The organism is Phenylobacterium sp. (genome assembly GCF_965284355.1).
GTDB lineage: Bacteria > Pseudomonadota > Alphaproteobacteria > Caulobacterales > Caulobacteraceae > Phenylobacterium.
Window position 1 is genome coordinate 3580748 of the sequence record NZ_OZ260078.1, and the last position, 17674, is coordinate 3598421.

Annotated in this window: 20 protein-coding genes; 14 read left to right on the forward strand and 6 right to left on the reverse strand. The window is 70.2% G+C overall.

Annotated elements, in window-relative coordinates; all coding sequences use genetic code 11:
• Window positions 1–218: 218 nt before the first annotated feature.
• The 3 genes from ACQ66R_RS17680 (at window position 219) to ACQ66R_RS17690 (ending at window position 1816) form a co-directional block, all read left to right on the forward strand.
• Complete coding sequence (locus ACQ66R_RS17680; RefSeq protein ID WP_430424002.1) at window positions 219–638, forward strand: MucR family transcriptional regulator; 420 nt, start codon at window positions 219–221, stop codon at window positions 636–638.
• Window positions 639–840: 202 nt separating this feature from the next.
• Entirely contained in the window at window positions 841–1338 is a 498-nt protein-coding gene (locus tag ACQ66R_RS17685) for a PAS domain-containing protein (protein ID WP_430424003.1), read from the forward strand.
• Window positions 1339–1345: 7 nt separating this feature from the next.
• Window positions 1346–1816, forward strand: coding sequence for a YybH family protein (locus tag ACQ66R_RS17690; RefSeq protein WP_430424004.1), 471 nt, complete (start codon window positions 1346–1348; stop codon window positions 1814–1816).
• Here the strand turns inward: ACQ66R_RS17690 and ACQ66R_RS17695 are convergent.
• The 3 genes from ACQ66R_RS17695 to ACQ66R_RS17705 all read right to left on the reverse strand — a co-directional run bounded on the left by ACQ66R_RS17695 (window position 1813) and on the right by ACQ66R_RS17705 (window position 4100).
• Entirely contained in the window at window positions 1813–2790 is a 978-nt protein-coding gene (locus ACQ66R_RS17695) for a hypothetical protein (protein WP_430424005.1), read from the reverse strand. The genes ACQ66R_RS17690 and ACQ66R_RS17695 overlap by 4 nt on opposite strands.
• A gap of 66 nt (window positions 2791–2856) precedes the next feature.
• A complete protein-coding gene (locus tag ACQ66R_RS17700) occupies window positions 2857–3279 on the reverse strand; it encodes a SufE family protein (RefSeq protein ID WP_430424006.1) in 423 nt (140 codons plus the stop codon).
• A gap of 41 nt (window positions 3280–3320) precedes the next feature.
• Entirely contained in the window at window positions 3321–4100 is a 780-nt protein-coding gene (locus tag ACQ66R_RS17705; RefSeq protein WP_430424007.1) for a sensor histidine kinase, read from the reverse strand.
• Between the two features lie 158 nt (window positions 4101–4258).
• Here ACQ66R_RS17705 and ACQ66R_RS17710 point away from each other — a divergent pair, with 158 nt between their 5' ends.
• On the forward strand, window positions 4259–5920 hold the full coding sequence (locus ACQ66R_RS17710) for a sensor histidine kinase (RefSeq protein WP_430424008.1): 1662 nt from the start codon (window positions 4259–4261) through the stop codon (window positions 5918–5920).
• A 41-nt stretch (window positions 5921–5961) separates the two neighbouring features.
• Here ACQ66R_RS17710 and ACQ66R_RS17715 read toward each other — a convergent pair whose 3' ends face one another.
• A complete protein-coding gene (locus ACQ66R_RS17715; RefSeq protein WP_430424009.1) occupies window positions 5962–6789 on the reverse strand; it encodes a hypothetical protein in 828 nt (275 codons plus the stop codon).
• Window positions 6790–6978: 189 nt separating this feature from the next.
• Between ACQ66R_RS17715 and ACQ66R_RS17720 the strand changes: the two genes are divergently transcribed.
• From ACQ66R_RS17720 to ACQ66R_RS17735, 4 genes are all read left to right on the forward strand, one after another.
• Window positions 6979–7311 carry a DUF1491 family protein gene (locus ACQ66R_RS17720; protein ID WP_430424010.1) on the forward strand — a complete coding sequence of 111 codons (333 nt, stop codon included), beginning with the start codon at window positions 6979–6981 and terminating at the stop codon, window positions 7309–7311.
• Window positions 7312–7412: 101 nt separating this feature from the next.
• The gene (locus ACQ66R_RS17725; protein ID WP_430424011.1) at window positions 7413–7658 is read left to right on the forward strand and encodes a hypothetical protein; all 246 of its coding nucleotides are present in this window, start codon (window positions 7413–7415) and stop codon (window positions 7656–7658) included.
• 82 nt (window positions 7659–7740) lie between these two features.
• Window positions 7741–8988, forward strand: coding sequence for an LLM class flavin-dependent oxidoreductase (locus tag ACQ66R_RS17730; protein WP_430424012.1), 1248 nt, complete (start codon window positions 7741–7743; stop codon window positions 8986–8988).
• 43 nt (window positions 8989–9031) lie between these two features.
• Window positions 9032–9868: a class I SAM-dependent methyltransferase gene (locus ACQ66R_RS17735; RefSeq protein ID WP_430424014.1), complete on the forward strand. Its 837-nt coding sequence runs from the start codon at window positions 9032–9034 to the stop codon at window positions 9866–9868.
• Window positions 9869–9875: 7 nt separating this feature from the next.
• On the opposite strand, the gene ACQ66R_RS17740 is transcribed toward ACQ66R_RS17735, so the two are convergent.
• A complete protein-coding gene (locus ACQ66R_RS17740) occupies window positions 9876–10124 on the reverse strand; it encodes a hypothetical protein (RefSeq protein ID WP_430424016.1) in 249 nt (82 codons plus the stop codon).
• Window positions 10121–10411: a hypothetical protein gene (locus ACQ66R_RS17745; protein WP_430424018.1), complete on the reverse strand. Its 291-nt coding sequence runs from the start codon at window positions 10409–10411 to the stop codon at window positions 10121–10123. Before ACQ66R_RS17745 ends, ACQ66R_RS17740 begins: the two co-directional genes overlap by 4 nt.
• Before the next feature lie 172 nt (window positions 10412–10583).
• Here ACQ66R_RS17745 and ACQ66R_RS17750 point away from each other — a divergent pair, with 172 nt between their 5' ends.
• The 6 genes from ACQ66R_RS17750 to ACQ66R_RS17775 all read left to right on the forward strand — a co-directional run bounded on the left by ACQ66R_RS17750 (window position 10584) and on the right by ACQ66R_RS17775 (window position 17664).
• The gene (locus ACQ66R_RS17750; protein ID WP_430424020.1) at window positions 10584–10832 is read left to right on the forward strand and encodes a hypothetical protein; all 249 of its coding nucleotides are present in this window, start codon (window positions 10584–10586) and stop codon (window positions 10830–10832) included.
• Window positions 10833–10889: 57 nt separating this feature from the next.
• Window positions 10890–12497, forward strand: coding sequence for a peptide chain release factor 3 (locus ACQ66R_RS17755; RefSeq protein ID WP_430424022.1), 1608 nt, complete (start codon window positions 10890–10892; stop codon window positions 12495–12497).
• A gap of 157 nt (window positions 12498–12654) precedes the next feature.
• The gene (locus ACQ66R_RS17760; RefSeq protein WP_430424024.1) at window positions 12655–13563 is read left to right on the forward strand and encodes a class I SAM-dependent methyltransferase; all 909 of its coding nucleotides are present in this window, start codon (window positions 12655–12657) and stop codon (window positions 13561–13563) included.
• Complete coding sequence (locus tag ACQ66R_RS17765) at window positions 13560–14297, forward strand: pseudouridine synthase (RefSeq protein WP_430424026.1); 738 nt, start codon at window positions 13560–13562, stop codon at window positions 14295–14297. The genes ACQ66R_RS17760 and ACQ66R_RS17765 overlap by 4 nt, the downstream gene beginning before the upstream one ends.
• 562 nt (window positions 14298–14859) lie before the next feature.
• A complete protein-coding gene (locus ACQ66R_RS17770; RefSeq protein ID WP_430424028.1) occupies window positions 14860–15957 on the forward strand; it encodes a 3-deoxy-7-phosphoheptulonate synthase in 1098 nt (365 codons plus the stop codon).
• Window positions 15958–16305: 348 nt separating this feature from the next.
• Complete coding sequence (locus tag ACQ66R_RS17775; protein WP_430424030.1) at window positions 16306–17664, forward strand: hypothetical protein; 1359 nt, start codon at window positions 16306–16308, stop codon at window positions 17662–17664.
• Window positions 17665–17674 lie beyond the last annotated feature (10 nt).

Below are 17674 nucleotides of genomic sequence, written 5' to 3' on the forward strand. Positions count from 1 at the left end.
GCGCTGCGAACACGAAGAGCATGTACAGCCGCCGTCTTACTCGCGCGGCGCGACGAACGGTTGTTTAGCCGACATTCGACTTCTCACTTGCGAATAGCGGTTACCTCGTTGCTCTATTTCCCCGTTGTGCGGGTGAAGCGATCCCGATAATGACGGCGCACTGATCTTGTGAATCACTGGTCGCCATATCCGGCGCCGAACCTTCGGAACCAAAAGAAATGGACGAAAAGACGGAAGTCATCGAGATGACGGCGGACATTGTTTCCGCGTACGTGGGTAACAACACTGTCGCCGCCGCCGACCTGCCGAACCTGATCCAAAGCGTTCACCGCGCGCTCGCCGGCGTCTCGACCGGCGTCGAGACCGTTGAAGCCGCTCCGAAGGAGCCGGCCGTTCCGATCCGCCGCTCGATCACGCCGGACCACCTCGTCTGCCTGGAAGACGGCCGCAAGTTCAAGTCGCTGAAGCGGCACCTGCGCACCAAGTACAACATGAGCCCCGAGGAATACCGCGCGAAGTGGGGTCTTCCGAAGGACTACCCCATGGTCGCGCCGAACTACGCCAAGGCGCGCTCCGACCTCGCCAAGCAGATGGGCCTGGGCCAGGGCGGCCGCCAGGCGCCGAAGAAGAAGCGCTAGGTCCCAGACCGACCCGATCACAGAACGCCCGCCGGACCTCCGGCGGGCGTTTTGCTTTCTACCCCGCTGCGTCGCGGGGGCGTTGGGCGCGGGCATTCGGTGGATTAAGTCCCGCGTTAACCATTTTCGCCTTGCAGCCGATTCGCGGTTCACGGCACATATGATTCGTCATGAATCCAAGCCGTTACGTGGGTATCTGAAGATGGCCGCGCAGATCGCGCCTCCGAATGTCGCGATCCGGGCGCACGAGGAGCTGTTCGCCTACTGGAGCAGCCTTCGCGCCGACGCCACCGTGCCGCCGCGTCGCCGGCTGGACCCGGGCGACATCAAGCGCCTGCTGCCGACCGTCAGCCTGATCGAGGTGCTGCCCGACGCCGACTACCGCGTGCGGCTGGCCGGAACCGGGCTCTACAACGTCTATGGCCGCGAGATCACCGGCTGCCGCCTGGGCGAGGTCTACAACACCGCCGCGGCCGACTACTGGCGGGACGAGCTGGGCCGCGTGGTGAAGAGCCGCAAGCCGGGCGCCGGCGTGCACAACCTGGCCTGGAAGGGCGCCTCGCACCTGTCGCTGATCTGGATCCGCCTGCCGCTGGTCACCCGCGGCGACGAGGTGGACATGATCCTGGGCTATGACGCCGTCGTCGGCCTGGGCCCCGTCCAGAGCGGCATCCGCCCCGCACCCGCCATGGTGGCTTAGGCGCGCCATGCGCCGCCGGACGCTCCTCGCCGCGGCGCTCCCGTTCCTCGCCAGCCCCATCCTCGCCGGCCCGGCCTTCGCCGCGACCCCCGATCCCGCCGAAGAGGCCGCCATCCGGAAGGTCATCGCCGACATGCAGGCCGCGTGGAACCGTGGCGACTTCCGGGGCTACATGGACGGCTTCCTGAACCCGGGCGTGGTCTTCGTCTCCAAGGGCCGCTTCCAGGATGGCTGGCAGGGCACGCTCGACCACTACGTCCGCGACTACGGCGGCGCGTCCGACAAGCGCGGCCAGCTGCGCTTCTACGATATCCGGGTCGAGATGCTGGCGCCTGACGCCGCCCAACTCATCAGCCGCTACGAGCTGATCCGGCCCCAGGCGCCCCAGTACGGGGTCAACACGCGGCTGATGCGCAAGGTGGGCGGCCGCTGGGTCATCGCGCTCAACCACGTGTCGGCGGTCGAGACGCCGCCCTAAGGCTTGGCGGGCGCCGCAGGCGTCGCGGGCGGCGTCGGCTGGTTGCCCTGACGCGCCGCGGCCAGGATGCTGGTCAGCGAATAGTTCCCCTCATGGCAGGCGTACTCGAACATGCGGCCCGGCGCCGGCCCGAAGACCACCTCGGCGCGCCAGGGCCGGCTGTAGGTGGCCGGATCGTCGACCGTGAACGTGTACGAGATCTCTCCGGGGCTCGTGCGCCGGAAGCGCTCGGTCACCTTGGCCTCGCCCGAGATGTAGAAGCCCTCGGCCCGCAGCTGGTCGCCGGGGCGGAAGCGGGTGGTCTCGACGACCAGGGTGTCGCCCTCCCAGCGACCGAAGGACTCGCCATTCCAGCTCGCCGGCAGGTCGGGCGTAGCCGACCCGTTCAGCCGCACCACGCGGGCGTCGTGGTACTTCTCGCCCACGATCACGATGGCGTCCCGGGTCTGCACGATCTCGACGACGTTGGCGTCGGCCTCGGCGATCAGCGGCACGCCGCCCGTGCCCGCCGTCAGGCACCGCTCATTCTGCGGCCGCTCCTCGACGTTGTCATAGCCGCGACGGCGACGGTGCTTGCCCATCCCCAGCCGTTTCAGGGCCTCGTCGCTGTAGGGCAATTGGCCATCGGCGGGATCGACGATCATCGAGCCGCGGATCTCACCGTTGATCCGCATCAGCCCCGACCCCGTCTCCGGGAACTCGGACTGGGCCTGTCCCAGCGGATCATTGGGCACGTTCACCCCGCCGGTCTTGGCCAGGGTGGCCTCCCAGACCTTCGCGTCCTCGGGCGACACGATCAGGCTCTTGAGCTGCTCTGGCCGCTCGAGCTCGGTGTAGCTGGCGCTGCTCCAGACGCCCTCGAGGTCGGGCGCCCCCCAGGGCCTGCGCAGCGCCTTGGGCTTGGGCGCGGCGAGCGCCGGCCCGGCTGCGAATAGTCCCGCAAGAGACGCTACGACGCCGCGCCTGTCGATCATGAGAAACCCCCGGTCTGCGGAGACCATACGCAAGACCGGCGATTTGTGGATGCCCTCAAGCCGACGTCAGGCTGCGCGGGCCAGTTCGGCGTCGCGGCGGATGCGGGCCACCATCGAGGCCAGGCCGTTCGAGCGCTGGGCCGAGAGCGCGCCCGCCAGCCCCAGCTCCGCAAACGCGGCATGGGCGTCGAAGGCCATGATCTCGTCCGGCGCACGGCCCGAATAGAGTCGCAACAGGATGGCGATCAGGCCGCGGACGATGTGGGCGTCGCTGTCGCCCCGGAATCCCAGGGTCCCGTCGTCGCGGGGCTCAGTCACCAGCCACACCTGGCTGGCGCAGCCGCGCACCTTGTAAGGGTCGGTGCGCTCGGCGTCGGAGAGTGGCGCCAGCTCCTTGCCCATCTCGATCACATAGCGATAGCGCTCCTCCCAGTCGCCCAGGAGTTCGAACTCGTCCTTGAGCTCTGAAAGCGCGTCGGAAATGGCCATAGCGAGGCGCAGTTAAGGGGCGCTGCGCCCCGGCGCAACCGTTAGCGGGCCGCGGCCAGCCTGGCGGTGGCCGTCATGCCCTGGCCGGGCGCAGAGGTCAGGCGCAGGCGCCCGCCCATAGCCGTGCAGGTCAGGTCGGCGATGGGCAGGCCCAGGCCGGCGCCCTCGCCCTTGCGGGTCAGCGCGTTCTCGCCCTGCTCGAAGGGCGCCATCAGCCGCCCCAGGTCGTCGGGATCGATGCCGTCGCCGTGGTCGCGGATCACGATGTCGACGTCGCCGCCGTGCGGTTCGGCCGTGACCGTGACCTCGCCGCCCTCCGGCGAGAAGACGATGGCGTTGTGGATCAGCTGGGTCAGCACCGAGCGCAGGCCGCGGCCGTCGGCGGTCACGGCCGGCAGTTGGCCGCGGTCCGTGACGTTCACGCGAACGCTGCGCGTCTCCAACTCCGTATTGAGGGCCATCAGTACGTCGTCCAGCGCCGCGTCCAGCGACTCGGGGCCGACGTCGAAGTCGATCGTGTTGCCTTCCAGGCGCGCGATCTCCAGCACCTGGTTCACCAGCTTCAGGAGCTTCTGGCCGCTCCCGTGGATGATCTCGGCATATTCCTTGTACTGGGGCGTCCCGAGGGGACCGTACAGTTCCGACGTGAGAATCTCGGAGAACCCGAGGATCGAGTTGAGGGGGGTGCGCAGCTCATGGCTGACCATGCGCAGAAACGAGCGGCGCCGCTCGTCGAGCGCGGCGTCGATGCGGGCGCGGGCGCGCCCGTCTGCGCCGTGGGGCCCGTCTGCGCCGCTAGGATGGTCGGCTTCTTGAGCCATGGAACGGCGATACGCCCGGTCTGTTGTTGGGGACAAGGTCGCTTATCCCGCTTACGAAAGCGTTTCGTGACGGGGTGTCGCAGGGCGCGCGCTCGCGCGAATCCTCCAGTGAAGCTAGACTCCGAACGTTCGCCCCTGGGAGACGCCTGAGAATCCGCATGGCCCGGGCCGGTTCGACATCGTCGACAAAGCGCCAAGACGGCGACGCCGCGGGCGGCCTGCTGTGGCACGCCGGCTGGGCGCTGGCGATTGCGCTGACGGCCGGCGGTCTGGCCGCGAACGGCATGCTGGATACGGGGCCGACCTTGCTGGCGCCCACCTTGTTGGCATTGGGCGCAGGCGGCGCCGCGGCGGGCCTGGGCGCGATCCTGTCGCTGTTCGGCGCCCCCGGTCGCGCCGCCGCCGTGTTGGCCTGGGGCCTCGCGGGCGCCGGGGCCTGTCACCTGACCGGCGGGATCGCCGGGCCGCTGGCCGCCTGGTGCCTGGCGCCGGCCGCGGCCGCCACCGCCTTCCGCAACCGCGACCTGCTGGCCCTGGGCGGCGCCGCTGCGCTGGCCGCCGCCGCCGTCTCGGCCCTGGACACCGCGCTGCTGCCGCTGCCGGGCGTCGAGGCCGCCGCCGCGCCGTGGCTCAGCCTGATGGCGCTCAGCACCGTCACCCTGGGCTTCGCCGCCGGCCTCGTGGGCTTTCAGGGCGCCAACCAGCGCGATGTGCGCCGCCGCGAGAAGGCCGACCAGGTCCTCGAACTGCTGCGCCATCAGCCGCTGCTGCTGGCCACCGTGGACCGCAGCGGCCGCGTGCTCGGCGCGGCCGGCGCCGTCATCGCCGACTATGGCCCCCATCAGCTGGAGGGCCGCAGCCTGGGCCACCTGGTGGCCGAGCACGAGCTGCCCGGCCTGGCCGCCGCCCTGCACACCACGGTGCGCGAGGGCCAGGCCAGCCTCTACTGCGCCCCGACCGACGGCGGCGACGGATGGCTGGAGCTCACGCTGAAGGCCAACGCCTCGGGCAATATCGTCGCCGCTATCCGCGACGCCCGCGAACAGTTCGCCCGCGAAAAGCGCCTCGAGGCCGAGCGTGTCACTGCCGAGCAGCAGAACGCCGGCAAGTCGCGCTTCCTGGCCAACATGAGCCACGAGCTGCGCACGCCGCTCAACGCCATCATGGGCTTCTCCGACATCATGCGGCAGCGGCTGTTCGGGCCCCTGGGCGACCGCTACGCCGAGTACGCCGAGCTGATCCACGAGAGCGGCACGCACCTGCTGGAGCTGATCAACGACGTGCTCGACATGTCGAAGATCGAGGCCGAGCGGTTCGAGCTCAGCATCGAGACCTTTGACGCCCGCGACGCCATCGCCGCGGTCCTGCGGCTGATGCGCGGCCAGGCTGACCGGGCGGGCGTCCACCTGCGCGGCGTCCTGCCGATCGCGCCCCTGCAGGCCGACGCCGACCGCCGCGCGGTCAAGCAGATCGCGCTGAACCTGATCTCCAATGCTCTGAAGTTCACGCCCCGCAACGGCTCGGTGACGGTGACCGTCCAGGGCCACGGCGACACGCTGGAACTGATCGTCGCCGACACCGGCGTCGGCATCGCCCAGGACGACCTTGACCGCCTGGGTCGCCCCTTCGAACAGGCCGGCGACGCCGATCAGCGCGCCGCGGGCTCAGGCCTGGGCCTGTCCCTGGTCCGCGCGTTCGCCCGCCTGCACGGCGGCGAGATGACGGTGGAGAGCTCGGTGGGCGAGGGCACCACAGTCACCGTGCGCCTGCCGGTGCTGACCGAAGACGCCATCCCGGAGCCGCGACGGCGGAACGGTTGACGCTGGGGCTCCTCGGCGCGGCGCGGCGTGGGGACCGGGCCCTACTGCGACGCCACCTGCAGGAACGCACGACCGGCGGCGAAGTCGCCCACTTCGACATAGGCGACGCGGGCGCGCTCGCCCGGGAACATGAACTCCACCGCCACGGCCTCGCGGGGATCGAGTTCGGAGAGCGCCTGGGCGGCGCTGGCCGGGAAGCGGAACGCCCAGCCGGCGGCGTAGCCCTTGGGCAGCAGTTCGTCCTCGGCGCCGCTGCGGGCTTCGGCCATGTAAGACCGGGTGGCCGAGGCGGGCGGGATCTTGCGGCTGAGCGGCTGGCGGGTGCGGGCGTCGATGTAGGGGCCCATCGTCCGCGAGCTGTCGCGCATGACCAGCCGGGCCGAGTAGGGCGTCTGCTTGTCTGAGAAGCTGGCCACCGCCACCAGCGCGCTCGCGCCTTCACGACCTGCCAGGCCGAAGATCATGCGGTTCGAACCGAAGTCGGCGCTCTGCGACAGCCGCCAGCGGGCCGTGCGGCCCACGCCGCGGTCGGCGCGCCATTCGGTGAGGTCGCCGCGATAGACCATGCGCTGGACGCGCTGGTAGCCGGCGAAGGCGCTCTGTACGCGGGCGGCCGCGCTGGAGACCTGCGGGCTTCGGCAGTCGATGTACATGGCGCGGCCGCGCGCCTCCTGCTCCATGGCCTTCAGGGTCTTGGAGTCCGAGCCGGCGCGCAGCGCCGCGCCCCGCGCCTGGGCGGCGCCCGCGGCGAGGGCCGCCGACACGCCGGGCGTGAACAGGTTGCAGCGGTCGTCGACCGCGCTCATCACCATACGCTCGAAGAACAGGTCCGCCGGCTGCGCGCCCGCAACCCCTGGCAGCGCGGCCATGGCCGCAACCAGACACCCCATCCACCGAGACGCCGGCCTCGCGCTTCTGCGCGTGCTCTTCATGCGTCTTCTCACCACGGCCTTTGGCGGCCGCCTGACGCGCAGGCTTATCCAAGAGGGGTTGAGCGCCGGTGGACGGACACGGTTAACGTTTTCCACGCGCCACGGGACGCGCTAGGTCGGGGCGATATGCTGCTTTCCACGGACATTTGGGTCGGCGCCCTCATCCGCCGCGTCGAGATCGGCGGCGGCTTTGCGGTGGTGGCGCGCAAGGGCGATCCGCGCGCCGGCGCCGTGCTGGTCAAGGTGCTGAACCGCACCGACGGCAGCGCGCGTCTGCTCTCAGAAGCCACCCGCGGCGACGGCGACCGCGTCTGGATGGAGCCCGCCGCCTCCCGCGACGAGGCCGACCTCGACCGCTACATCGAACGCGCCGTCCGCATCGACCCCGACGTCTGGGTGGTGGAGATCGAAGACCGCGACGGCCGCCACTTCCTGGTGGAGCCGGTGGAGAAGGGGTAGGGCGCTCGCCGCGCGGCTGCCTTCGACCGTTGCGGACGGCGCCTTTGCCGTTCCAAACTCAAGCTATGGCGGCGTTCGCGGATCTGGCTGGGGAACTCTTGATGCGGCACCATCCTGTGGCTGTGTTCGCCGACAGGTATGGCGGGGTCTACAGCGGGGGCCGTTGGTTCGCCGTGTCGATCGCGGATCAACCGTTCGAAGGAGAGATGCGCGCCAATTGGGTCCTGAGTCACGGCCCCTCGGCCAGCGACGTAGAAGCCGCAGACTTCTGGATTGACCCGCCGGCCTGGATCGCGGTCGGAGCCACGCCGCAGGAGGCCGTGTCAGCCCTGGACCAGCACTGCTGAGAGTAGGCCTGCCCTGGCGACAGGCTGGTCAGGTGATGGCCGATCACCTAAACATTCGTTTGAAAAGACTTGGGAGGACCAGATGGCTCGCATGAAGTTCGGCGCGTTTCTCGCCCCGCACCACCCCATCGGCGAGCATCCGATGCTCCAGTTCAAGAACGACATCCGGTTCGCCACGCTGCTGGACGACCTGGGCTACGACGAGTTCTGGGTGGGCGAGCACCACTCGACGGGCTGGGAGATGATCGCCTCGCCCGAGATGTTCCTGGCCGGCGTCGCCCAGCACACGGCGCGCATCAAGCTGGGCACCGGCGTGGTCTCGCTGCCCTACCATCACCCCTTCAATGTCGCCCAGCGGATGGTCCAGCTGGACCACATGAGCGGCGGCCGGGTGATCTTCGGCACCGGCCCCGGCGCGCTGCCGTCCGACGCCTACATGCTGGGCATCGACCCCATGACCCAGCGCGACCGCCAGGACGAGGCGATCGGCGTGCTGAAGCGCCTGTTCGCCGGCGAGCGGGTCACCCATGAGAGCGACTGGTTCACCCTGAAGGACGCCCGCCTGCAGCTGTTCCCGCTGCAGGAGGAACTGCCGATGGTCACGGCCTCGTCGATCAGCCCCTCGGGCATGACCCTGGCCGGCAAGTACGGCATCGGCGTGCTCTCGATCGGCTCGAACTCGGATGCGGGCCTCGCCGCGCTGCCGACCCAGTGGAGCTTCGCCGAGCAGGCCGCCGCCAAGCACAACCAGAAGGTCGACCGCAAGGACTGGCGCGTGCTGATGACCTGGCACATCGCCGAGACCCGCGAGCAGGCCATCGCCGAGTCGGCCAAGGGCCTGATGCACTGGCACAACGAATACACGGTCGGCACGCTGATGCGGCCGGGCGCGGCGGCCTTCAAGACGCCTGAGGAGGCCGTCGAGCAGACCGCCTTCGCCGACGGCGCCGCCGCGGTGATCGGCACGCCCGACGACCTGGTGGCCGCGATCCGCAAGCTGCACGCCTCGGCCGGCGGCTTCGGCACGGTGCTGGGCTTCGTCCACGACTGGGCCAACCGCGAAGCCACCAACCGCAGCTGGGAGCTGGTGGCCCGCTATGTGATCCCCGAGATCCAGGGCCTGCTCGAGGGCTACCGCACCTCGCGCCAGTACGTGGTCGAGCACCGCGACAGCTTCGAGCGCGCCGGCCAGGCCGTGCTGGCCAAGATCATGTCGCACGAGGGCGCGGCCAAGGCGCTGCAGGAGGGCATGCAGGCCGGTGTGGCCATGCGCTCGCCCAACGCGCCCGACCTGAACAAGGCGGCCGAGGCGGCCAAGGCCGGAGAATAACCGCGACGGGGCCGGATCGCGCGTTTCAGGCTATAGCGGCGGGATGCTTCGCCGCCTGTTCTCGAAACCCAGCGCTCCGGCCGCCGCCCCGGCGGTCGATCCCGACCTGACCACCCTGTCGATCCGCAAGTTCGTCGATGAGCCGCCGACGCCGCAGGCCGCCATCGACATCTTCGCCGGGCGCTGGGCGTCCAGCTTCCCCGACCTGGACCCGCCGGTGCGGGCCGGCGACGTGCCCCACTTCACGGTCGACCACCGACCTCGGCAGGCGGCCGCGACCCTGGGCGACGCGCAAGGTCGGCTCGACGGCTATCGCATCCTGGAACTGGGTCCGCTCGAGGGCGGCCACACCTTCCAGCTGGAGGGTCTGGGCGCCGAGGTGACGGCCATCGAGGGCAACGCCGAGGCCTACCTGAAATGCCTTGTGGCCAAGGAGCTCACGGGCATGCGCTCGCGGTTCCTGCTGGGCAACTTCACCAAGCACCTGCAGGGCCAGGACGGCGACGCCTGGGACATGGTCTTCGCCTCGGGCGTGCTCTACCACATGGTCCGGCCGCTGGAGCTGATCGCCCTGATCTGCCGCGCCGCGCCGCGCGCCTACCTCTGGACCCACTACTACGACCCCGACCGCAGCGAAGGCTTCGTGGGTGCGATGGACGAACACGAGGGCGTCACGGCCGAGCACTTCCAGAAGCACTACGGCGACCGCAGCCACGGCCGCTTCTGGGGCGGCCTGGCCGAGGCGCAGCGCTACCTGAAGGCCGACGACATCGTGGCCGCCTTCCGCGCCTTCGGCCACGAGAGGGTCGAGGTGCTGGAGACCAATCTCGAGCACCCCCACGGCCCCTGTTTCACGCTGGCGACGTCGCGGTCGGCGTAACCGAAGCCTAGGCGGCCGCCAGCTCGCGGGACGTCCGCTCCTGGGCCCAGAACCATTTCGTGCCGACAGGCTGCCTGGCCTGATCGAAGACGGCGACACGGACATCGACGCCCGTGGCGGTCATCGCCTTCGCCAGGGCTTCCGCCTTGGCTTCGGCGCGGCCGCCCGAGCGCACCACCAGCGGCGCCAGACCATCGGGGCCTTCCACCATCCAGCCGCCGTCGACGGGCAGCACCCGGAATTCCACCGCCTTCATGACACCTCTCCGGTTCGGCGCTCGAGGCGCAACAGGGCGTCTCGAACGTCTGTAAACGGAACCGGTTCAGGCGTTCCGAGCAGCCAGCGAAGCGTGGGTTCGTCCTGTACGGCCGAGGCGTCCGAAGCCCAGGACGAGAGGATCTCGCGCTTCTGGGTCAGCGGCAGGTGCGGGTCTTTGACGACATCGTCTGGAATCGTGAATCCGACAGCGGGGCGGACCCCGCGGGCAAGGGCGGCGCGCAGCCCCTGGCCCTGAAGCAGATGTTCCGTGGTTGCCAGTCGCACGGTCGTATCTCCAGCAGTTTCCTTCCTCGAAAGCGCCGCGGCGGCGCGGCGGCGATTGATGTGGATCGCCGTCGCCGTCGTTCAAGAGGGGGTATCCTCCCGGGACCAACCGACAGCACTGGAAACCTGGCGCGGCGCCCGCCACAGTGCGATCAGGCGACGGAGGCTTCCTGTGGCGGCGACAGATCTGGCCGGCGATCTGCAATGGTGGCGCGAGCATCGCGGGGCCGCCGCCGACCCCGCGGCCATGCGCGACGTCCTGGCCCGCCTGCAGGCCTGGAAGGCCCAACACGACCAGGACCGCACCGGCCAGCCCGGTCCCTTCCTGAAGATGGTCTGGGACGGCATCTTCGGCGACGACGACGGCGCCGTCTGCGCCGCCATCGCCGAGCTGGAAGCCGCGCTGGAGCGCGCCGCCTAGCCCTCCGCGACCTCGCCCACGCTTCCGCGCAGGCCCCCCGCGTGATAGGCGCCCGCCATGAGCATTTCTCCCGCCGCCGAGGCAGCCCGCCGGCGCACCTTCGCGATCATCTCCCACCCCGACGCCGGCAAGACCACGCTGACGGAAAACCTGCTGCTGGCCGGCGGGGCCATCCGGGCGGCCGGCGCCGTGCGCGCCCGCGGCGAGAACCGCCGCACCCGCTCGGACTGGATGAAGATCGAGCGGGAACGCGGGATCAGCGTCTCGGCCTCGGTGATGACGTTCGACCACGACGGGCTGATGTTCAATCTGCTGGACACGCCCGGCCACGAGGACTTCTCGGAAGACACCTATCGGACGCTGACGGCCGCCGACGCCGCGGTCATGGTGCTGGACGCCGCCAAGGGCATCGAGCCGCAGACGCTGAAGCTGTTCGAAGTCTGCCGGATGCGCGACATCCCGATCGTCACCTTCATCAACAAGATGGACCGCGAGGCCCAGGACCCGTTCGAGCTGTTGGACGAGGTGTCGTCCAAGCTGCAGCTCGATCCGTCGCCGCTGTACTGGCCCGCCGGCTCGGGCGGCCGTTTCAAGGGCATGCTGGACCTGCGCCGCGACCGCTTCCTGCCGTTCGCCAAGAAGACCGGCGGCGCCAAGGAGGAGGACGAGGGTCACCCCGGCGCGATCCCCTTCAAGGGCAACGCCATCGTCAGCTACCTCGACCCCGACGAGCAGGAAGAGCTGGCCGAGAACGCCGAGCTGGCCATGGGCGGCCTCAAGGCCTTCGACCCGCAGGCCTTCCTGGAGGGCCACATGACCCCGGTGTTCTTCGGCTCGGCGCTGCGCCACTTCGGCGTCGACCAGCTGCTGGAGGGCCTGGGCGCTTATGCTCCGCCGCCCAAGTCGGTCGCGGCCCGCAAGGGGGGCGTGGACACCCACGTGGCGCCCGGCGACCGCGAGGTGACGGGCTTCGTCTTCAAGGTCCAGGCGAACATGGACCCCAACCACCGTGACCGGATCGCCTTCCTCAAGCTGTGCTCGGGCAAGTTCAGCCGCGGCATGAAGCTGAAGGTCCAGAACACCGGCAAGCAGCTCAGCGTGAACGCGCCGATGATGTTCTTCGCCTCGGACCGCGAGCTGGCCGAGGACGCCTACGCGGGCGACGTGATCGGCATCCCCAACCACGGCGTCCTGCGCGTGGGCGACAGCCTGTCGGAAAGCGGGACCCTGCGCTTCGCCGGCCTGCCCAACTTCGCCCCGGAAATCCTCCAGCGGGTCCGCGTGAAGGATCCGCTCAAGGCCAAGCACCTGAAGAAGGCGCTGGAGAGCCTGGCGGAAGAGGGTGTCACCCAGCTGTTCCGCCCGTCGCTGGGCGCCGACTTCATCGTGGGCGCGGTGGGGCAGCTACAGTTCGAGGTGATGGCGGATCGCCTCAGGGAGGAATACCAGCTGGACGTGATCTTCGAGCCCAGCCCGTTCGGCGAGGCCCGCTGGATCCTGGGGGAACCCGCCGACCTCGAGGACTTCATGAGCAAGCACCGCTCGGCCATGGGGACCGACATCGACGACCAGCCGGTCTTCCTGGCCAAGAGCGCCTGGGACGTGGGCTACGCGGTCGACCGCTATCCGAAGGTCCGCTTCGAGCGCTCGAAGGAACGGGCCTGATCAACCTCTTCAATCCCGCTCATCCCGGCGAATGCCGGGACCCGGATGGAATGGCTCAGATGTGGGTTCTACAGGCTCGGCGCTGTTCCCATCGGTTGCAGCGCCTTGAGATCTGGGTCCCGGTATTCGCCGGGATGAGCGGAAGAGCGGAGGTGCGATGACAGGAACCCTTCTCTACGGCGTCCCTGCGCCCGGCCTGATCGACATTCCGGCCGGCGCCCAGCAGGTCTCGCCGCTGGTCCCAGGCTCGGCCGATCTCGCCACGCTCCCGGACGGCGCCGTCGACGAGGCCTTCATCCTCGCCCCCGGCGGCACGCTGGAGCGCGACTACGTCCTGGCCCAGGCGCTGCGGGCGCTGAAGCCCGGCGGCCGCCTCACCGCCTTCGCGCCCAAGGACAAGGGCGGCTCGCGGCTGAAGAAGGTGCTGGAGGCGTTCGGCTGTCAGGTGGGCGAGGACGCGCGCCGCCATCACCGCTTCTGCTACGTCGAGCGGCCCGCCCGGCCCGCACGCCTCGCCGAGGCTATCGCCGCGGGCGCCCCGCGCGTCGTCCCGGCCCTGGGCCTGTGGTCGCAGCCCGGCGTGTTCAGCTGGGACCGCATCGATCCCGGCAGCGCCAAGCTCATCGCGGCCCTGCCGCCGCTCTCAGGCAAGGGCGCCGATCTCGGCTGCGGCGTTGGCGTGCTGGCCACGCGCATCCTGGCCTCGCCGGCGGTCACTTCACTCGCCTGTATCGACCTGGATCGTCGCGCCACCGAATGCGCCGCGCACAATCTCGACGACCCGCGCGTCACGGTCGTCCAGGCCGATGTGCGCCGGCTGGACGAGACGTCCGGCGACCTCGACTTCGTGGTCATGAACCCGCCCTTCCACGACGGCGGCCATGAGGACCGCGACCTGGGCGTCGCCTTCGTCCGCGCCGCGGCGAAGCTGCTGCGCAAGGGCGGGACCTGCTGGCTGGTCGCCAACCGCCACCTGCCCTACGAGAAGCCGCTGGGCGAGGCCTTCGCCCGCGTCGAGGTGCGCTCCGACGCCGGGGGCTACAAGGTGGTGGAGGCGCGCAAATGACGGCCAAGGTCCCGATGGCCCGCGTCGACCGCCTGCTCGCCAACCTGGGCTACGGCTCGCGGCGCGAGATCGCCCAGCTGGTTCAGCACAAGCAGGTCGTCTTCGACGGCGTGGCCGTGAAGGACCCCGGCGCGAAGGTGCCGATCACGCCCGATCTGCCCAGCCGTATGACCGTGGTCGACAAGCCCGTCGACCCGCCCGCGCCGCTGACCGTCCTGATGCACAAGCCTGCGGACGTGGTGTGTTCGCACAAGGAGATCGGGCGCAGCGTCTACGAACTCCTGCCCCGCCGCTGGCAGGCGCGGATGCCCGGCCTGTCCACCATCGGACGCCTCGACAAGGACACCACCGGGCTCCTGCTGATCACCGACGACGGCCCGTTCCTGCACCGGGTGATCTCGCCGAAGAGCCATGTGGCCAAGCGCTACCTGGCCACCCTGGATCGTCCGCTGGAGGGCCACGAGGCCCAAGCGTTCGCCTCCGGGACCCTGATGCTGGAGAGCGAGACCTCCCCGCTGGCCCCGGCGATCCTGGAGCCCATCGACAGCCACCGCGCCCATCTCACCATCACCGAGGGCCGCTACCATCAGGTCCGCCGCATGTTCGCCGCCGTGGGCAACCACGTGACCGGCCTGCACCGCGACCGCATCGGCGCCCTGCCGCTGCCGGCCGACCTCGAGCCCGGCCAGTGGCGGATCCTGACCGCCGCCGCGCAGGCGCTCATTTTCAGCTAGGCTCGCCGAGCCGTTCAGGCGCCCAAGTTGGTGATGATCGTCATTGGCTCGGATTCAGATCGGTTCGCAACCCTGTCGGGCGCCGCCGCCGGGCGCTCTACTGTGCGTCGGTTCAACGCCTCGTGGGTGAGGGCGGCCCGACAACTGGCCCGCACCCCGTCCCTATATCAGCGGTCTCCGGCAAGACCGCGGCGAGGGGGCGCGTGGGCGTTGAACCTCCCCGAGCTCTCGTTGCGCGGATGCGTGCGTCCGCCGGGCCCGGACCAACAGCGGCGACGCGGTGGATACCGTCGCCGCGGGCGGCCGAAGCCTGGATGCGAGCTCGGGGGACCCTTCCGAGCGGGCAGGCGAGGGGTGACAAGACCGACCGCCGCGACTACAACGTCGCCCGATGACCTCCGTCGCCACGACCTACTTTTGGTATTTTAGCGAACCGACGCCCCTGGCGCCGGCGGAGGATCGCTTGGCCTGACCCCACTCAGGACCAGACCCCTTCCCAAGCCGCCAGGGCCCTGGCGGCTTTTTTCATGGCCGCCGCCCTCCCACCTTCAGGAGACCAGCCGTGCAGCCCAGACCGACCGCCGACACCCGTATCCAGCGCCTCGAGGCGCTCAGCCCGCCGTCCCAGGTGATCGGCGAGGCGCCGACCACCTCGATGATCTCCGAGGTGGTGGGCGAGTCCCGCGGCGCCATCCACCGCATCCTGGAGGGCCAGGATGACCGGCTGGTGGTGGTGATCGGCCCCTGCTCGATCCACGACCCGACCGCCGCGCTCGAGTATGCGCGCCGCCTGGCCGAGCAGCGTCGCCGCCACCTGGGAGACCTCGAGATCCTGATGCGCGTCTACTTCGAGAAGCCGCGGACCACAGTGGGATGGAAGGGCCTCATCAACGATCCCGGCCTCGACGGCGGCTTCCGCATCAACGACGGCCTGCGGCTCGCGCGCCGCCTGCTGATCGACGTCAACGCTCTTGGCCTGCCGGCGGCCTGCGAGTTCCTGGACGTGACGACCCCGCAGTACATCGCCGACCTGGTCGCGTGGGGCTGTATCGGCGCGCGCACCACCGAGAGCCAGATCCACCGCGAGATGGCGTCGGGCCTGTCCTGCGCCGTCGGGTTCAAGAACGGCACGAACGGCGACGTGAAGATCGCGGTCGACGCCGTGCTGGCGGCGGGCAATCCGCACCATTTCCTGGCCGTGACCCGCGAGGGCCGGGCCGCCATCGCCGCGACGGCCGGCAACGGCGACTGCCATGTGGTGCTGCGCGGCGGCAAGCATCCCAACTACGACGGCGCCAGCATCGCCTCGGCCGGGGCCGAGCTGGCGAGGGCGGGCCTGCGCGAGCGGGTGATGGTCGACGCCAGCCACGCCAACTCGTCCAAGAACCACGAGAACCAGCCCAAGGTGGTGGGTGACCTCTGCGCCCAGCTGGCCGCCGGCCAGGAGCGGATCATGGGCGTGATGATCGAAAGCCACCTCGTCGCCGGCCGCCAGGACCTGATCGCGGGCCGCCCGCTGACCTACGGCCAGTCGATCACCGACGCCTGCATCGACTGGGAGACCTCGGTCGACGTCCTCGACAACCTCGCCGCCGCCGTCCGCGCCCGCCGCCAAGCGACCGGCCGCGTGGGTCAGACGAAAGTCACCGCCAACGCCTGAGGGCGCCCCAGGCGCTGCGACCTGGAACCACGGAAAACACGGAAGGACACCGAAGGAGCTCCGCGCCTGGACCTGCCTTCCGTGTTTTCTGTGTCTTCCGTGGTTCAATCCTAGCGGCGCTGACGCGCCAATCGCGGCGCAAAGGCTGCGTCCGTCCATGGCGAAGCGGCCAAGGGTTAACAAAAGCGGCGATCAAATCTTTGTATTACTGGGGGTTCCCACCCTCGTTGTTAACCATACTGACGGAATTAAGGGGTTGTTAAGACGCGCGGCTCCGGGTTTGCTGTGTTTCGGCAAAGCCTGTGTGGGGCGTTCCAAGGTGGGACGTCCGTGAGGCCGGAGCGGGTCATGTTCGAGTTGGGCCGTGAACTTCGACGCTTCTTCGCAGCCGACAGGGGCAAGCCTGTCGACGGACTGACGGGGGGCGACTCCTCGCTGCTCGAACTGCTGGACAGTCAACTGCTCGCCCAGGAAGCCAAGGCGGCCGACGTCGCCGCCGGGCGCATCAGCGCCAAGGACAAGCCGCGCCGCCGGCTGGAAGCCGCCATCGTCTGGCGCGAAGTGGCTCGCCGCACCGGCGACGCTGTGGCTCTGCGCAAGGCCGCCGCCGGCGCCGAAACCGCCGCCGCCGGCTTCGAAGGCGCCCATCGCAAGGACGGCTGGGCCCGCGCCCGCTGCGAACAGGCCTACTGCGCGCTGCTGGGCGCCGAGATCTTTGGCGACCCGGGCCTGAACGCTGCCGCCGAGGTCGCCTTCAAGGACGCCCGGGTCAGCGTCCGCGGCGGCCTGGCCGCGCCGCTCGCCGACGTGGGCCTGCTGGCCATCGAGGGCCGCCGGGTCCTCGACAGCGCCGACGCCGACGAGGCCCGCGCCTTCTTCGACCGCTTCAATGCGCCGATCTCTGCGCTCGACGCCATCGCCAAGCGCGTCACCGCCGCCCGGGCGCTGGCCGCCGAGGCCCGCCTGATCCGCGCCGACCTGCTGTGCGGCTGGGGCGCCCGCCTGAAGGACGGCGACCTCCTGGATATGGCCGCCGCCGAGGCGCAGGCCGCCGGCGAGCGCCTCGACAACGCCTACGAGCCGCTCACCTGGGTGCGCGCCAAAATCCTCCACGGCCAGGCCCTGGCCCTGCGCGGCGAGAGCGTCGGCGACGTCGACGCCCTGGCCGCCGGCGCCGGCGCCCTGGCGCTGGCCCTCGACAACCTGACCCGCGACCACAGCCCGCTCGACTGGGCCCGCACCCAGGTGGCCCTGGCCCAGGCGCTGCAGGCGCTGGGCGAAGCCTCCAGCGACGCCCGCGCCTTCGAGCATGCCGTCAGCTGCTATGACCGCGCCTCGGCGGTGCTCAAGGAGACGCCGACCCTGCCGCTGCGCGGCCAGGCCGCCGGCTCGCGCGCCGTCTGCCTCGCCCGCCAGGCCGAGATCACCGGCGACTGCGCCGTGCTCGACGTGGCCGAGGCCGCTATGAAGATGGAGCTGGCCAACCTGTCGCCGGGGCGCGACCCGGTCGGCTGGGCCCTGGCCCAGCTGCATCTGGCCCGCCTGTACGAGGCCCGCATCACCATGACCGGCAAGGAGACCGGCGAACGCGCCAAGGCCCTGATGGCCCTGGACGTCGCCCTCGACGTCTTCGCCGACCACGGCCTGCGCTCGCTATCGGTCCTCGCCTACGACGCCGTCGAACGCCTCAGCACCCACGACGCCTGAGACCCGCGAG

Excerpts from the sequence above, each read along its gene's own strand:
- ACQ66R_RS17680 (WP_430424002.1), top strand. The coding sequence starts at position 219 with ATGGACGAAAAGACGGAAGTCATCGAGATGACGGCGGACATTGTTTCC.
- ACQ66R_RS17685 (WP_430424003.1), top strand. The coding sequence starts at position 841 with ATGGCCGCGCAGATCGCGCCTCCGAATGTCGCGATCCGGGCGCACGAG.
- ACQ66R_RS17690 (WP_430424004.1), top strand. The coding sequence starts at position 1,346 with ATGCGCCGCCGGACGCTCCTCGCCGCGGCGCTCCCGTTCCTCGCCAGC.
- ACQ66R_RS17695 (WP_430424005.1), bottom strand. The coding sequence starts at position 2,790 with ATGATCGACAGGCGCGGCGTCGTAGCGTCTCTTGCGGGACTATTCGCA.
- ACQ66R_RS17700 (WP_430424006.1), bottom strand. The coding sequence starts at position 3,279 with ATGGCCATTTCCGACGCGCTTTCAGAGCTCAAGGACGAGTTCGAACTC.
- ACQ66R_RS17705 (WP_430424007.1), bottom strand. The coding sequence starts at position 4,100 with ATGGCTCAAGAAGCCGACCATCCTAGCGGCGCAGACGGGCCCCACGGC.
- ACQ66R_RS17710 (WP_430424008.1), top strand. The coding sequence starts at position 4,259 with ATGGCCCGGGCCGGTTCGACATCGTCGACAAAGCGCCAAGACGGCGAC.
- ACQ66R_RS17715 (WP_430424009.1), bottom strand. The coding sequence starts at position 6,789 with ATGGCCGCGCTGCCAGGGGTTGCGGGCGCGCAGCCGGCGGACCTGTTC.
- ACQ66R_RS17720 (WP_430424010.1), top strand. The coding sequence starts at position 6,979 with ATGCTGCTTTCCACGGACATTTGGGTCGGCGCCCTCATCCGCCGCGTC.
- ACQ66R_RS17725 (WP_430424011.1), top strand. The coding sequence starts at position 7,413 with ATGCGGCACCATCCTGTGGCTGTGTTCGCCGACAGGTATGGCGGGGTC.
- ACQ66R_RS17730 (WP_430424012.1), top strand. The coding sequence starts at position 7,741 with ATGGCTCGCATGAAGTTCGGCGCGTTTCTCGCCCCGCACCACCCCATC.
- ACQ66R_RS17735 (WP_430424014.1), top strand. The coding sequence starts at position 9,032 with ATGCTTCGCCGCCTGTTCTCGAAACCCAGCGCTCCGGCCGCCGCCCCG.
- ACQ66R_RS17740 (WP_430424016.1), bottom strand. The coding sequence starts at position 10,124 with ATGAAGGCGGTGGAATTCCGGGTGCTGCCCGTCGACGGCGGCTGGATG.
- ACQ66R_RS17755 (WP_430424022.1), top strand. The coding sequence starts at position 10,890 with ATGAGCATTTCTCCCGCCGCCGAGGCAGCCCGCCGGCGCACCTTCGCG.
- ACQ66R_RS17760 (WP_430424024.1), top strand. The coding sequence starts at position 12,655 with ATGACAGGAACCCTTCTCTACGGCGTCCCTGCGCCCGGCCTGATCGAC.
- ACQ66R_RS17765 (WP_430424026.1), top strand. The coding sequence starts at position 13,560 with ATGACGGCCAAGGTCCCGATGGCCCGCGTCGACCGCCTGCTCGCCAAC.
- ACQ66R_RS17775 (WP_430424030.1), top strand. The coding sequence starts at position 16,306 with ATGTTCGAGTTGGGCCGTGAACTTCGACGCTTCTTCGCAGCCGACAGG.